The sequence below is a fragment of the Nannocystis sp. RBIL2 genome, from assembly GCF_026626745.1.
Classification (GTDB): domain Bacteria; phylum Myxococcota_A; class Polyangia; order Nannocystales; family Nannocystaceae; genus Nannocystis.
Genome location: NZ_JAPNJW010000001.1, coordinates 122,984 through 136,278 on the forward strand (window position 1 = coordinate 122,984; position 13,295 = coordinate 136,278).

The 13,295-nt window shown below is 72.1% G+C and carries 11 protein-coding genes; 7 read left to right on the forward strand and 4 right to left on the reverse strand.

Features of this window, described 5'->3' with window-relative positions; translation table 11 throughout:
• Positions 1-21: 21 nt before the first annotated feature.
• The gene (locus tag OV090_RS00480) at positions 22-894 is read right to left on the reverse strand and encodes an NAD(P)-binding domain-containing protein (RefSeq protein ID WP_267701451.1); all 873 of its coding nucleotides are present in this window, start codon (positions 892-894) and stop codon (positions 22-24) included.
• A gap of 123 nt (positions 895-1,017) precedes the next feature.
• Between OV090_RS00480 and OV090_RS00485 the strand changes: the two genes are divergently transcribed.
• The 6 genes from OV090_RS00485 to OV090_RS00510 all read left to right on the forward strand — a co-directional run bounded on the left by OV090_RS00485 (position 1,018) and on the right by OV090_RS00510 (position 9,878).
• Positions 1,018-1,371, forward strand: a complete 354-nt coding sequence (locus tag OV090_RS00485) for a helix-turn-helix domain-containing protein (RefSeq protein WP_267701452.1) — start codon at positions 1,018-1,020, stop codon at positions 1,369-1,371.
• Between the two features lie 231 nt (positions 1,372-1,602).
• A complete protein-coding gene (locus tag OV090_RS00490; RefSeq protein ID WP_267701453.1) occupies positions 1,603-3,486 on the forward strand; it encodes a potassium transporter TrkA in 1,884 nt (627 codons plus the stop codon).
• A 354-nt stretch (positions 3,487-3,840) separates the two neighbouring features.
• A complete protein-coding gene (locus OV090_RS00495; protein ID WP_267701454.1) occupies positions 3,841-5,463 on the forward strand; it encodes a hypothetical protein in 1,623 nt (540 codons plus the stop codon).
• Between the two features lie 168 nt (positions 5,464-5,631).
• Positions 5,632-7,416: a hypothetical protein gene (locus tag OV090_RS00500; protein ID WP_267701455.1), complete on the forward strand. Its 1,785-nt coding sequence runs from the start codon at positions 5,632-5,634 to the stop codon at positions 7,414-7,416.
• A gap of 2 nt (positions 7,417-7,418) precedes the next feature.
• On the forward strand, positions 7,419-8,966 hold the full coding sequence (locus tag OV090_RS00505; RefSeq protein ID WP_267701456.1) for a hypothetical protein: 1,548 nt from the start codon (positions 7,419-7,421) through the stop codon (positions 8,964-8,966).
• Positions 8,967-8,969: 3 nt separating this feature from the next.
• Positions 8,970-9,878 (forward strand): hypothetical protein, encoded by a 909-nt coding sequence (locus OV090_RS00510; RefSeq protein WP_267701457.1) that lies wholly within the window; start codon positions 8,970-8,972, stop codon positions 9,876-9,878.
• A gap of 88 nt (positions 9,879-9,966) precedes the next feature.
• On the opposite strand, the gene OV090_RS00515 is transcribed toward OV090_RS00510, so the two are convergent.
• Entirely contained in the window at positions 9,967-10,734 is a 768-nt protein-coding gene (locus tag OV090_RS00515; RefSeq protein WP_267701458.1) for a hypothetical protein, read from the reverse strand.
• Positions 10,731-11,108, reverse strand: a complete 378-nt coding sequence (locus OV090_RS00520) for a DUF5335 family protein (protein ID WP_267701459.1) — start codon at positions 11,106-11,108, stop codon at positions 10,731-10,733. The genes OV090_RS00515 and OV090_RS00520 overlap by 4 nt, the downstream gene beginning before the upstream one ends.
• A 297-nt stretch (positions 11,109-11,405) precedes the next feature.
• Here OV090_RS00520 and OV090_RS00525 point away from each other — a divergent pair, with 297 nt between their 5' ends.
• Positions 11,406-12,089: a hypothetical protein gene (locus tag OV090_RS00525; protein ID WP_267701460.1), complete on the forward strand. Its 684-nt coding sequence runs from the start codon at positions 11,406-11,408 to the stop codon at positions 12,087-12,089.
• A gap of 117 nt (positions 12,090-12,206) precedes the next feature.
• Here the strand turns inward: OV090_RS00525 and OV090_RS00530 are convergent, their stop codons facing one another.
• A complete protein-coding gene (locus tag OV090_RS00530) occupies positions 12,207-13,178 on the reverse strand; it encodes a cysteine synthase family protein (RefSeq protein ID WP_267701461.1) in 972 nt (323 codons plus the stop codon).
• Positions 13,179-13,295 lie beyond the last annotated feature (117 nt).

The following is a 13,295-nucleotide window of genomic DNA, read 5'->3' on the forward strand; positions in this document are numbered from 1 at the left end:
ACCCTTCGCGCGAATCGCCGCTCAGCCGGCCGCTCGCAGCACCTTGATCAGCGCCGCGTGCTCCTCCGCGCCGTGGCCGGCCGCGATCGCCCGGCGGAACAGCCCCGCCGCGAAGCGCGGCACCTCGTCCGCGATCCCGGCCTCCGCCGCGTGCTGCACCAGCCGCTCGACGTCTCCGCCCGCCGTCGCCAGAGTGCTCTCCGGGCGCTCGAACCTGCCGCTGGCGATCACCGCGCCCATGTGCCTCGCGTCCTCCGCGAGCGCGCCGGCCAGGCCCGCCAGCACCTCGCCGAAGCCCGTCACGCCGAGGCCCTCGGCCTCGCAGATCCGGGCCCCGTGGCAGATGCCGATCCAGCGCATCGCCAGGTACGCCAGCACCGCGGCGAACAGCGCCGCCGACGAGCCGAGCTCCGGGCCCATCGGCGTCAGGCCGCCCGCGAGGCGGCGCAAGACCCCGTCTGCGCGTGCCAGCGCCGACTCTGCGCCGGACACCAGGATGACCGCCGACGCCTCGCCGATCTGTCGCGGCCACGCCAGGATCGCCCCGTCGACGTAATCAGCCCCGTGCGCCCGGGCCCACGCGCCCAGCTCGCGCGCCTCCTTCGGCGTCCCGGTGCTGAGCTGGACCAGCACCCGGCCCGCCAGCGCCGCAGTGACCGCCGGGGTTTGCAGGACCTCCCGCGTCGCCGCATAGTTCGACACGCAGACGATGACGATCGGGCTCGCCGCCACCGCTGCCGCCGCGCTCGCCGCGAGCGACGCCCCCTCGCGCACCAGCGCCTCGGCCTTGGCCGGCGTGCGGTTCCAGACCGTCACCGTGGCGCCGCCGCGCAGCAGCGCCCGCGCCAGCGCGGCGCCCATCTCACCCGAACCGAGAATCGTCGTATCGCCCATGTCCATCCTTTCGTCGCGCTCGCCGCGACGTCGACAACATGCGCGCCGCGATCGGCCGCGACAAGTACTTACAATTACGTAAGGGGTCCTGCGAATCACGGATCGCCGAGACGAGAGGCTCTCATGACAAAGACCACCCAGGGCGACACTTGCGGGCTCGGAGCGGCCCTCGACATCATCGGCGGCAAGTGGAAGCCGACGATCGTGTGGCAGCTGCACGCGCGTCCGCTCCGCTTCGGCGAGCTGCGGCGGCTGGTGCCGGGCATCAGCGAGAAGATCCTGTTCGAGCAGCTGCGCCAGCTCGAGGCCGACTGCGTCGTGCATCGCGAGGCTCACGCCGAGGTCCCGCCGCGCGTCGAGTACTCGCTGACGCCCGCCGGCGCCGCGCTCAACGCCGCCGTCCACGCGCTCGCCGAGTGGGGCACGCGGCACGGCCGGCCGGCGCGGGCCACCGCCGCCGGGGACGCGCCGCCCTGAGCGACCCGGGTCGTCGCGGCCCCTTGCGAGCTCGCCCCGCGGAACTCTGCCTTGGTGGACCCTCGCGTCCGCCCTCATGCGTGCAGGTACACGGTCGAGCTCGTCGCGGCTCGCCGCGTTTGCACCGGTGTCACGTACGAGCGCGCCAGCTGTCGTCGCGGACAGGAATTATCGCCGCGGCGGGCCCTGGCCATTGTGATAGAACGCGCCGCGACCGTGCCGTCCCCGACGTTGAAGCAGAGGCTGCGCTATCGATTCGACAACGCCATGGCGCGCGGGGTCGGCTCGCAGATCGCCATGCTGGCGATCGTCACCCTCGTCCTGATCCTCGTCACCTCGACCCTGCTCACCCTCACCGGTCTGAGCCCCCAGGGCGGCGACGGCGAGCCGGTCTCGTTCGGGCGGCTCGTGTGGCTCGGCCTGATGCACGCCATCGATCCCGGCGCCGTCGGCAGCGACGCCGGCTCCTGGACCTTCCTCTTCATCATGCTCGCCGTCTCGTTCGGCGGCATCTTCGTGTTCTCGGCCCTGATCGGCGTCCTGACCGGCGGCTTCGGCGAGATCCTCGAGCGCCTGCGCAAGGGTCGGAGCGTCGTCATCGAGCGCGACCACACCGTCATCCTCGGCTGGACCGGCAAGATCCACGCCCTCCTCGCCGAGCTCGCCGAGGCCAACGCCAACCGCCCGGGCGCCTCCGTCGTCATCCTCGCCGAGCACGACAAGGTCGCCATGGACGACGAGCTGCGCAGCGTCCTCGGCGACGTGCCCATGCGGGTCGTCACGCGCACCGGCAGCCCGCTCGTGCGGCGCGACCTCGACCTCGTCAACCTCGGCGAGGCGCGCTCCGTCATCGTCATGTCGCCCGACGGGCCCGAGGCCGACACCGTCGTCCTCAAGACCTTGCTCGCGGTCGCCAAGGCCGGCGACAAGGCCGGCAAGCAGCCGCACGTGGTCGCCGAGATCAAGAGCGACAAGACCCTCTCGGTCGCGCGCATGGTCGTGGGCGACGCCGCCGGCCTCATCCTCACCCCGCCGCTGATCAGCCGCGTGCTCGTGCAGACCGGGCGGCAGTCGGGGCTCTCGGTCGTCTACACCGAGCTGCTCTCCTTCAGCGGCGCCGAGCTCTACATCCAGGCCCAGCCGCAGCTGGCCGGCAAGACCTTCCGCGAGGCCCTGTTCGCCTACGAGGACAGCGCGCTGGTCGGCATCTACACCGCCGCGGGCGAGCGGCTCATGCCGCCGCCGTTCGACCGCCGGTTCGAGTCCGGCGATCAGGTCATCGCCATCAGCCGCGACGACGACACGGTGATCGCCAACGGCCGACCGACCGCCGTCGCCGACGCCGCCCTCGCGCCGCTGCACCCGCACGCCGCGCCGAAGCCGGAGCGGACCCTCGTGCTCGGCGAGAGCCAGCTCCTGCCGCTGGTCCTGCGCGAGCTCGACGCCTACGTCGCCCCCGGCTCGACCATCCTCGTCGTCGGCGAGGCCCGGCACCTCGCGGCCCGCCTCGGCGGCGACGAGCTCAAGCACACCGCAGTGCAGGTGCGCGTCGGCGACGTCACCGACCGCGCGGTCCTCGACGGCCTCGACGTCGCCGCCTTCGACAACATCCTCGTGCTCGCCGAGACCGAGGGTCGCACGCAGGAGATGACCGACTCGCGGACCATGATCACCCTCCTGCACCTGCGCGACATTTTGCGCCGCCAGGGCAAGTCGGTGCCGATCACCAGCGAGATGCTCGACGGCCAGAACCGCGACCTCGCCGCGGTCACCGAGGCCGACGACTTCATCATCAGCAACACCCTCGTCTCTCTGGTCGTCTCGCAGGTCAGCGAGAACCGGCGGATCGCCGCGGTGCTCGACGACCTGCTGTCGCCCGAGGGCCACGAGATCTACCTCAAGCCGGCCCGCGACTACGTCCAGCCCGGCAGCGACATCGACTTCTACACCGTCGTCGAGGCCGCCGCCCGGCGCGGCGAGATCGCCCTCGGCTACCGCCTCGCCGCCCGCGCCCACGACTCCGAGAAGGCCTACGGCGTCGTCCTCAACCCGCGCAAGTCGGAGCGGATCCGCCTCGCCGCCGGCGACCGCGTGATCGTCCTCGCCGAGCACTGAGCTCGCGCCTCGCTTCGCACCTGCCTGAATGGGCATGTCGCCGAAGACATGCCCCTTGCTTTATGTCCTCTGAGACATGCCCGTGAAGACAGGCCAGCGGCAGCGCCCCGGCGCGAGCGAGTCCGCCTCGCGGCGGGTGGGAGCAGCGGCGCCCTCCCGCCGACCCGATGCCCGGCCCCGTCCGCGAGGACGCCCGCCCGCCCGCTCATGGCGCAAGCCCCGGCCCCGCTGCGGCCGCTCGCTGTTCCGCGCCCGTCCCGGGCGTCCTGGCGGCCCCTCTTGCTGCCCTCTGGACCCCGGGCTAGCATCGAGGCTCCTTTCCTTTTCCTTGCCTTGACCTGACTGGAGCTGCTTATGAAGCCTCTGCGATCCGCGTGGACGCTGGCCCTGTGTCTCGCCCCCTGCCTGGCCGCCTGCAGCTCCATGGAGCTCGCCGGCGGAGACTTCGACGGCAGCGCCACCGACGGCTGGGACACCGGCGACAGCAACGGCATCGGCACGACCGACGGCACCGGCGCCGGCGAGCCGCCCCCGCCCGAGACCGAGGACGACGGTGATTTTCGCGTCCCGCGGGCCAGCGGCAAGTACGTCTACAGCGCCAGCGAGTCGACCGATTCGGTCGCGGTCATCGACACCTCCAACCTCGTCATCGACGTCGTCGAGGTCGGCCAGGGTCCGACCGTCGTCGAGCCGATCCCCGGCCAGCCGGGCGACGCCGGCAGCGTCGTCGTCCTCGATCAGGGCAGCAACGACGTCGCCGTCCTGCGCACCAGCGAGGCCGGCGCCACCACCGTCGAGATCCACAAGGTCACCCCCGGCGCCAACAACCTCGCGGTCAGCCCCGGCGGCAACTACGTGTTCGTCTACCACGACGTCGACGGCCCCGAGCAGCAGGGCCCCGGCAGCGACCAGGAGCTGTCCGTCCTCGACCTCGCCGCCGGCGTCACCCACCGCATGACCGTCGGCGCCCACCCGCGCGACGTCGTGTTCGCTCCCGACGAGAGCACCGCGTGGATCGTCACCGCCGCCGGCGTCAACGTCATCTCGTTCGCCGCGCTCGGCGACGTCGGCAAGCCGCCGCTCTTGCCCGTCGTCAAGGATCCCGGCGTCGATCCGGCGCGGGTCGAGGTCCAGATCGTCGCCGCCGAGCGCCTCGCCCTCGCGCGCGTCGACGGCGAGCCGTGGCTGGCGATCACCCAGCTCCCGGGCGGCGAGCTCACCGTCCTCGACCTCCCCGGCGTGCCCACCGACCTCGACGTCGCCCCCGCCGGCGACTTCGCCGTCCTCACCCTCCCGGGCCCCGGCGGCAGCGCCGTCCTCGAGGTCCCGCTCCCGCTCGGCCCCGGCATGTTCGCGCAGCACGACGTCCCGGGCGAGTACGTCGGCCTCGCCAGCGTCGCCGCCGACGGCGACACCATGCTGCTCTACACCACCGTCGATCCGTTCCAGGACGACGGCGGCGCGCAGCCCGACCCGCGCCAGCGGATCACCCTCGCCCGGCGCGACGGCGACACCTGGGACCTCGTCACCCTGTTCGTCGAGGTCCCGCTGGTCAGCGTCGGCCTCGCGCCCGACAGCCGCAGCGCGATCCTCGTCCACGACGTCGATCCGGCCGCCTCCGCCGCCGCCTGGTCGTACAGCCTGTTCGACCTCACCCCCGCCTTCCCGCTGCTCAAGCGCCAGAGCACCCTCGCCCCGCCGGGCCCGATCCTCTTCACCCCCGAGGGCGACCGCGCCGCCGTCCTGCTGCGCGACGACCTCGCCGAGGTGCGCAAGGTCGACCTCGTCAACCTCGACAACTTCATCGTCAAGCCGCTGCTGCTCGGCTCACCGCCCGAGGGCGCCGGCTACGTCGACCCGACGCAGAAGGTGTTCGTCTCGCAGGCCCACCCCACCGGCCGGATCACCTTCATCGGCCCCGACGGCGACATCCAGACCGTCACCGGCTACGTCCTCAACGACTCGGTCAAGGACTGACAGGAGCGCCCGCGCCCGCTGGCTCGCCGGCGGGCGCGCCGGCGCGTGCGCGCGAGATTTTCGCCGCCCGCAATTTTTCTGCGGCCCCCGGTTACTTCCCCCTCGAGCGGCCGGCGCAGGCCCGTGAACCCGCGCGCAGCCTTGACCCCTCTTATGGAGATTCGCCCGATGCCCCGGCACCCCGTCTCGATGTGGCCCATCTGTCTCAGTCTCCTCGTCGCCTGCGGCAACGACGGCGCCTACGGTAGCGGCTACATGACCGACAGCTACGGCAGCGGCCTCACCGGCAACGGCGGCACGGAAGGCACCGGCGGCACCGACGGCGCGCCGACCACCGGCGCTCCGCCGCCCGAGACCGAGGACGAGGGCGACTTCCGCGTCCCCAAGGCCAGCGGCAAGTACGTCTACAGCGCCAGTCAGACCACCGACTCGGTGGCCGTCATCGACACCTCCAACCTCGTCATCGACGTCGTCGAGGTCGGCCAGGGACCGACCGTCGTCGAGCCGATCCCCGGGCAAGCAGGCGACGCCGGCAGCGTCGTCGTCCTCGATCAGGGCAGCAACGACGTCGCAGTCCTGCGCACCAGCGAGGCCGGCGCCACCACCGTCGCCATTCACAAGGTCACCCCCGGCGCCAACAACCTCGCGGTCTCGCCGGGCGGCAACTTCGTGTTCGTCTACCACGACGTCGACGGCCCCGAGCAGCTCGGCGCCGGCAGCGACCAGGAGCTCTCCGTCCTCGACGTCGCCGCCGGCACCGCCTACGAGATGACCGTCGGCGCCCACCCGCGCGAGATCGTGTTCGCGCCCGACGACAGCACCGCGTACGTCATCACCGCCGCCGGCGTCAACGTCATCCCGTTCGCCACTCTCGGCGCCGTCGGCAAGCCGCCGCTCTTGCCCGTCGTCCAGGATCCCGGCATCGACCCTGCCACCCTCGAGGTCCAGATCGTCGCCGGCCTCGGCATCGCCCTCGCGCGCGTCGACGGCGAGCCGTGGCTCGCGGTCACCCAGCTCCCCGGCGGCGAGCTCACCGTCCTCGACCTCCCCGGCGTCCCCACCGACCTCGACGTCTCGAGCTCCGGCGAGTTCGCCGTCCTCACCCTCCCGGCCCCCGGCGGCAGCCGCTTCCTCGAGGTCCCGCTCCCGCTCGGCCCCGGCGAGTTCGAGGTCCACGACGTCCCCGGCGAGTACGTCGGCCTCGCCAGCGTCGCCCCCGACGGCGACACCATGCTGCTCTACACCACCGTCAATCCGTTCGCGCTCACCCAGGCGCCGGCCTCCGACCTCCCGCTGTACGACGACCACGGCGTCTACCTCTCCTCGTCCTCGTCCTCCTCGACCACCGGCGACGACTCGACCACCAGCGGCACCAGCGACGACTCGACCACCGGCACCAGCAGCACCACCAGCGGCACCACCGGCGACGACGGCCCGCCGCAGGCCGACCCGCGCCAGCGGATCACCCTCGCGCGGCGCGACGGCGACGGCTGGGACCTCGTCACCCTCTTCGTCGAGGTCCCGATCATCAGCGTCGGCATCGCCCCCGACAGCCGCAACGCCATCCTCGTCCACGACGGCCACCCGGTGCTCACCGACAACCGCTGGTCCTACAGCCTGTTCGACCTCACCCCGGCCTTCCCGCTGCTCAAGCGGCAGAACACCGAGGCGGAGCCCGGCCCGATCCTCTTCACCCCTGACGGCGGGCGCGCGGCGGTGCTGCTGCGCGACGACGGCATCGGCGTGCGCAAGGTCGACCTCGTCGACCTCGGCAACTTCATCGTCGAGCCGCTGCTGCTCGGTTCGCCGCCCGAGGGCGCCGGCTACGTCGACCCCACCGACAAGATCTTCGTCTCGCAGCAGCACCCCACCGGGCGGATCACGTTCGTCGACCCCAAGGGCGCCGTCCAGACCGTCACCGGCTATGTCCTCAATGATTCGGTGAAGGATTGATCATGCAACCACCGCTTCGCTTACGCTCTTGTCTCACCCTCGCGCTGCTCGCCGGCGCCTGCGCGCCGCCCGACCCCTACGAGGGCAGCTTCGACCTGCTCCCGCCGGTCACCACCCGTGACGGCCTGGTATGGGTCGACCCGGCGCGCGACGAGGTCGTGTTCGTCCTGCCCAAGGGCGAGAGCGTCACCACCCGGCGCGCCGCCGTCGGCGACGAGCACACCGTCGTCGCCTGGAGCGCCGCCACCCGCGATCAGGACTCCGTCCTCGCCCTGACGATCCCCGCCAGCGCCAAGGAGGAGGACATCGACGAGCAGCTCTACCGCTTCCCCGCCGACGGCAAGGGCGACCCGGTCGTCTACGACGTGCAGGCCCCGTTCACCGCCGCCGCCCTGAGCCCCGATCACCGGCGCGCCATCCTCTACTTCGGCGGCGACGGCAGCTCCGAGCAGCTCCACAACGCCAACCAGATCGCCATCGTCGACCTCGAGGGCAAGGGCGTCGAGAACGTCACCCTCAACGGCTTCGGCGGCACCTTGAAGTCCGTCGAGTTCCCCGGCCAGATCGTCGAGGGCGAGCAGACCCCGATCATCATCGGCGGCGTCGCCCACGACATCGCCGCCTTCCTCGCCGACAGCGAGGTCGTGTTGATGGACCTCGACGATCCCGCGCTCGACCAGGTCGCAGTCCCGCTCGGCAGCGACATCGGCTTCTCGCCGCGCACCACCCTCCTGCGGCCCGGCAACGGCCTGTTCGTCGACCCGGCCCTGTTCGTCCTGTCGGCCCAGGGCAGCGAGGTCGGCATGCTCACCCTCATCGACGAGGGCGACGGCAGCGGCTTCACCGCCCAGATCAGCCTGATCCCCGTCGGTCAGACCAGCAGCGACTTCATCTTCTACGACAGCGCCAGCGTCCCCTACCTCATCACAGTCGACGCCGCCGCCGGCGCCCTCGTGTTCACCGACATCCGCACCCAGGGCGGCTTCGTCGTCCCGCTCGGCAGCGCCGCCCAGCGGCTGTTCCTGCGCGACGTCGACGGTGGCAAGCAGGTCGTCGCCTGGGCTCGCAACGGCACCCAGATCAGCACCCTCGACCTCGGCGGCATCGAGGACAGCCTCGGCCGCAAGCCCAAGCACCTCAAGATCGAGACAGGCATCGACGAGCTGGTCGTCCTCGACAACGACCGCGTCCTGATCGGCAGCGGCAACAAGCTCTACGTCGTCGACTTCCCCGAGGAGCAGGTCACCCCGCTGTCCTCGCAGGTCCCCTACGACCCCCGGGGCAGCGCCCTCGTCGGCGATCGCCTGCTGCTCGGCACCTCCGGCCAGTCGTGGGTCAGCACGGTCGACCTCCAGACCTTGAACCCCGAGTCGATGCTGCTCGACGACCTCATCGGCCACTTCCATTACTTGCCCGGCCCCGACCGGATCGTCGTCACCCACGACGATCCCGCCGGCCACCTCACGATCGTCGATCCGGCCGACCCGTCGCGATCCACCAGCCACGTGCACTGGGGCTTCCTGCTGCAGGGCGTGCTCGATCAGGAGTGAGACATGCCGTCCTCCATGCTTATCCTCGCCCTCGTATTCGCCGCTCCTGCTGCCGCCGATCGCGGCGCAGTCGAGGCCGAAGCGCCCACCGCCGTCGAGGCGTGGAGCCCGGCTGCGACCGATCCGCCGCCCGCGAGCGCCACGCCCACGCCCGCGCCGATGCCCATGCCGGTGCCCGTCGCTCCGCCCACGCAAGACGCCCCGCCGGCCGTCACCCAGCCGTCGCCGCCGCCCAGCGCCGGCCCGCCGACCCCGCCGCCGAGCCGCAAGCGCACCTGGCCCGAGAGACCGATCCGCTGGCGCGTCGACCTCGTCGGCGACATCGGCACCACGGTCAACTTCGACCCCGCCTGGCGCGCCTTCGACTACAACCGCTCCGCCTTCCACGCCGGCGGCACCATCCGCGGCGACTTCCGCCTCGCCGACGGCCGCATCTTCCTCGGCGGCGGCGCCAGCTTCCGCCGCTTCGCCGCCTACAACTACCTCTACGGCAGCTTCGACGCCGACCTCACCGTGCGCGAGCCGCTGGTCTTTTTCCGCCTCGCTGCGGTCGTGCGCGAGGGCTTCGACGTGTTCGCCCACGTCGGCGGCGGCCCCAGCTTCACCGCGCTGTCGCTGTCGTCGTGGACCAGCACCTACAACAGCGGCTACCAGCAGGCCGTCACCGCCATGGCCGACGCCCAGGCCGGCGTCTCGCTGTACTTGCCGAAGAAGTGGTTGCCGCGGCGCGGCGCGGCGCGGGCCACCGCCGGCTTCGAGCTGGCCGCCGGCTACACCTTCCGCAGCAAGATCAAGGTCCGTCCCGAGCTCTCCGTCTACGACGACCCGCTCCCGACCCACACCAGCGACCTCGGCGACCTCGCCATCCGCGGCTTCGTCTGGCGCTTCGGCGTGTTCGTCCGCTTCCAGTGAGGCGGCGAGCGCGACGCACCGCACCGCTGCTGTCCCCGAGGACATCTCACAGCGGCGTGCCGCTGCTGTCCCCGAGGACATCTCGCTCTCACGACGCAGGGTGGCCCGGCGGCGGTACCACCGATCCGGCCGCCGAGGCCTCGTCGTTCTCGAGCGTGCGCACCAGCGAATTCGTCTGGCGCAGCACCTCGTCGATGCGCTCGCGAATGTCGACCGCCCGGCCTTGCACCGACGCCAGCGCCTCGTGCATCGCCACTCGCAGGGAGCCGACAGTCTGGTCGTACTCGCGGGGCAGACGCTCCTGCGCCTGGTCCAGCAGGTCGGTCGCCTCCACCAGCGCGCGCAACGCCTCCTCGTACTCTTGCCCGTCCGCCAGCACCTCGGCGCGGCGCGCCTTGTACTTCGCGCGCAGCAGGGCCACGCGGCCCTCGATGGTCCGCACCCGCTGCGACAGCGCCCGCTCGGCCTGTTCGGCGCTGCCGATCGTCGAGTCGCGGATCTTCCGCGCCTCCAGCTCGACCGACGCGACCAGCCGGTTCACGTCGCCCTCCGCCCGGTCGAGCTGGTGCTTCAGCTCCGCCTCCGCGCGGTCCTTCTCGATCCGCAGCAGCTCGCGCACCCGCGTCAGGCGATCGCGGCTGTTCTGGAACGCCGCGTCGAGCGACCCGCGCGTGTGCTCCACCAGCTCCGTCTGCTTCTCGCGCAGCGAATCGACCGTCGCCCGGATCTCCGCGTGCGCAGTCTCGGCCTCCTGCTTGCCGCCCGCGCGCCAGTACGCGAACAGCGCCAACGCGATGCTGAACGCCGACACCGCCAGCGCCCCGCCGGCCATCCGCCGATTCGTCTCTGGCGTCACCGGAAGCCTCCGGCCGCGCGCACCCGCTCGATCGGCCCCCCGCCTTGCACGTGCAAGATCTCCTTGATCCCGTCCTGGCGGACCAGCTCGATCGTCGCGATCACGTCCTCGCGATCGCCCTCGAGCACCCAGACCTCCGCCGGTCGGAACACCAGGTGGTCCGCGCCCTCGAGCTGCACCTCGAGCGTCTTCCCGTGGGGGTCGTAGCTGATGCCGAGCAGGCGCGCGTTCTCGGCGAGCACCTGGTCGCCGATCCGCTGCGACACCGCCTGGATCGTCACGATCCCCGCCGCGTCCGGTCGCAGGTGCTTGCGCGAGAACGCGTCGAAGTACGTCTTCCACTCGTGCACCGGGAGCTGCTTGGTCGTCTTCATCGAGGTCTCCTCTGCTCGCCTGCTCGCGCGTAGCCCTCGCGCGCAACCTGGTCGGATAGCACCGGCGCGGGGGCGAGCAAGCGGTCCGGAGGGCGCGTCCGCCCCGTCGGAGGCGATCGCCGGCCCCGCACATCCTCGCCGGCGCGGCCGCGATCGTGACGAGTTCGCGACGTTGCGCTCGCGCCGCGGCTCGCCGTGTCGCTATCTGCGACGTCGCGGCGCCTGCGTCCGCCGGGGCCTCGTGCGCCGCGTGGCCGCGGGGGCGAACCGCTCAACGATTGGGGCGAGCACGACCCCATGCTGCAGCACAACGTCGCGACTGTCCGTCGATGGTTCTTCGCTGGCGCCGCGCTGCTCGGCTGCGCGGGCAACCTCGAACCTGCCCCCGAGTCGAGGCGGGTCCCTGGAATCGCCTCCTCGGCCGTCGACGAGCAGGCGGGCATCGAGCTCGTCGCTGTCAGCGACGCCTGGCGCGGCCATCCGCCCGAGCTCGACGAGCTCGTCACCCCCGTCCTCGTCACCCTCACCAATCGCAGCGGGCGGTCGCTCGAGCTGCGCTACGAGCACTTCGCCCTCGTCACCCCTGCGGGCGTGCGGTTCGCCGCCTTGCCGCCCGTCATCGTCACCGGCGTCGCCTACGGCCCCGTCGACCTCGTCTATCCGCCGATGGGCTTCGGCCTCGCCCCCTATCTCTCGCCGTGGTACCCCGCCCTGTCCGTGTGGGGCGGCAGCTTCCCCTTCCGCGCCGACTACTACGGCAATTGTTACACCTCCTGTCAGCACTTCCCCTTGCCCGACGGCGAGCTGCTGCAGCGAGCCCTGCCCGAGGGCGTCCTGAGCCCCGGCGGGCGGATCACCGGCTTCCTCTACTTCGAGGAGCTCGAGGACGTCCGCCACATCAACCTGATGTTCGAGCTCGTCGACCCCAACACCGGCGAGCGCTTCGGCGGCCTCGACATTCCGTTCGTCTACGACGATTGACCGGCGCGTCCGACTCCGATCATGATCGTCCGACCGCTCGCACCCATCGAGCGCTCCTGGGCAACTGTTGCCATTGCGCCGTGACCCTCACGAAGCGACCGGCACGCCCCGGCCGGCTCACCCGCTCCCGGGCTGCATCCACGGCTTGCTGCGGTAGCGGTCCCAGCTGTCGGGCAGCACCGTCACCACCGGCCCCTCGAGCCCCCCGCGGGCCGCCAAGCGCAGGGCGGCGGCCACGTTCGTCCCCGCCGACCCGCCGACCAGCAGCCCTTCCTCCGCGATCAGCCGCCGCGCCATCTTGAAACTCTCCGCGTCGGACACTCGCTCCGCCGCGTCGATCACCGAGCGATCGAGGTTGCCCGGCGGCTCGCTCGCGCCGATGCCCTCGACCGCGTACGCCCCGTCGGGCCCGAGCGTCCCCGACTCCACCCACTGCGCCAGCCCCGAGCCGACCGGATCGGCCAGCACCACCTGCACCTTCGGACATGCCCTTTTGAGCACCCGACCGACCCCCGTGATCGTCCCGCCCGTGCCCGCCCCGGCCACGAACGCCCCGATCACCCCGCCCGTCTGGGCCAGGATCTCCGCCGCAGTCGTGCGCACGTGGGCCTCGACGTTGGCCGGGTTGTTGAACTGATCGGCGAGGAACCACCCGCGCTCGCCGGCCAGGCGCTCGGCTACCCGGCGGAAGTTGTCCGGGTGCGACGGCGCAGCGTTCGGCGTCACGATCACCTCCGCCCCGAGAGTCGCCAGGGCCGCCCGCTTGTCGGCCGACATCTTCTCCGGCAGCACGCACACCAGCCGGTAGCCCCGGGCCGCCGCCACCAGCGCCAGCCCCACCCCCGTGTTGCCGGCGGTCGCCTCGACGATCGTCATCCCCGGCCGCAGCAGCCCGCGCGCCTCCGCGTCGTCCGCGATCGCCACTGCGATGCGGTCCTTCACGCTCCCGCCCGGGTTCAGGTGCTCGCACTTCACCAGCACCGGCGTCGCCAGCCCCGCGGCCAGCCGGCGCAGCGGCACCAACGGCGTGTCCCCGACGTGGCCCAGGATCCCGCCCCCCGCGCACTGTGTACCTGGCTTTTCGTGCATGTCCGATAGGCCAGCCGAAGGAGCGGCCTCGCCCCACACCTACCGCGCCGCTCGCCCGCCTGCAAGCGCGGGCCGCGGGCTCCGCGCGATCGCGCGCCGGACTGCCCGGGCGGCGCT

Excerpts from the sequence above, each read along its gene's own strand:
- OV090_RS00480 (WP_267701451.1), bottom strand. The coding sequence starts at position 894 with ATGGGCGATACGACGATTCTCGGTTCGGGTGAGATGGGCGCCGCGCTG.
- OV090_RS00485 (WP_267701452.1), top strand. The coding sequence starts at position 1,018 with ATGACAAAGACCACCCAGGGCGACACTTGCGGGCTCGGAGCGGCCCTC.
- OV090_RS00495 (WP_267701454.1), top strand. The coding sequence starts at position 3,841 with ATGAAGCCTCTGCGATCCGCGTGGACGCTGGCCCTGTGTCTCGCCCCC.
- OV090_RS00500 (WP_267701455.1), top strand. The coding sequence starts at position 5,632 with ATGCCCCGGCACCCCGTCTCGATGTGGCCCATCTGTCTCAGTCTCCTC.
- OV090_RS00505 (WP_267701456.1), top strand. The coding sequence starts at position 7,419 with ATGCAACCACCGCTTCGCTTACGCTCTTGTCTCACCCTCGCGCTGCTC.
- OV090_RS00510 (WP_267701457.1), top strand. The coding sequence starts at position 8,970 with ATGCCGTCCTCCATGCTTATCCTCGCCCTCGTATTCGCCGCTCCTGCT.
- OV090_RS00520 (WP_267701459.1), bottom strand. The coding sequence starts at position 11,108 with ATGAAGACGACCAAGCAGCTCCCGGTGCACGAGTGGAAGACGTACTTC.
- OV090_RS00525 (WP_267701460.1), top strand. The coding sequence starts at position 11,406 with ATGCTGCAGCACAACGTCGCGACTGTCCGTCGATGGTTCTTCGCTGGC.
- OV090_RS00530 (WP_267701461.1), bottom strand. The coding sequence starts at position 13,178 with ATGCACGAAAAGCCAGGTACACAGTGCGCGGGGGGCGGGATCCTGGGC.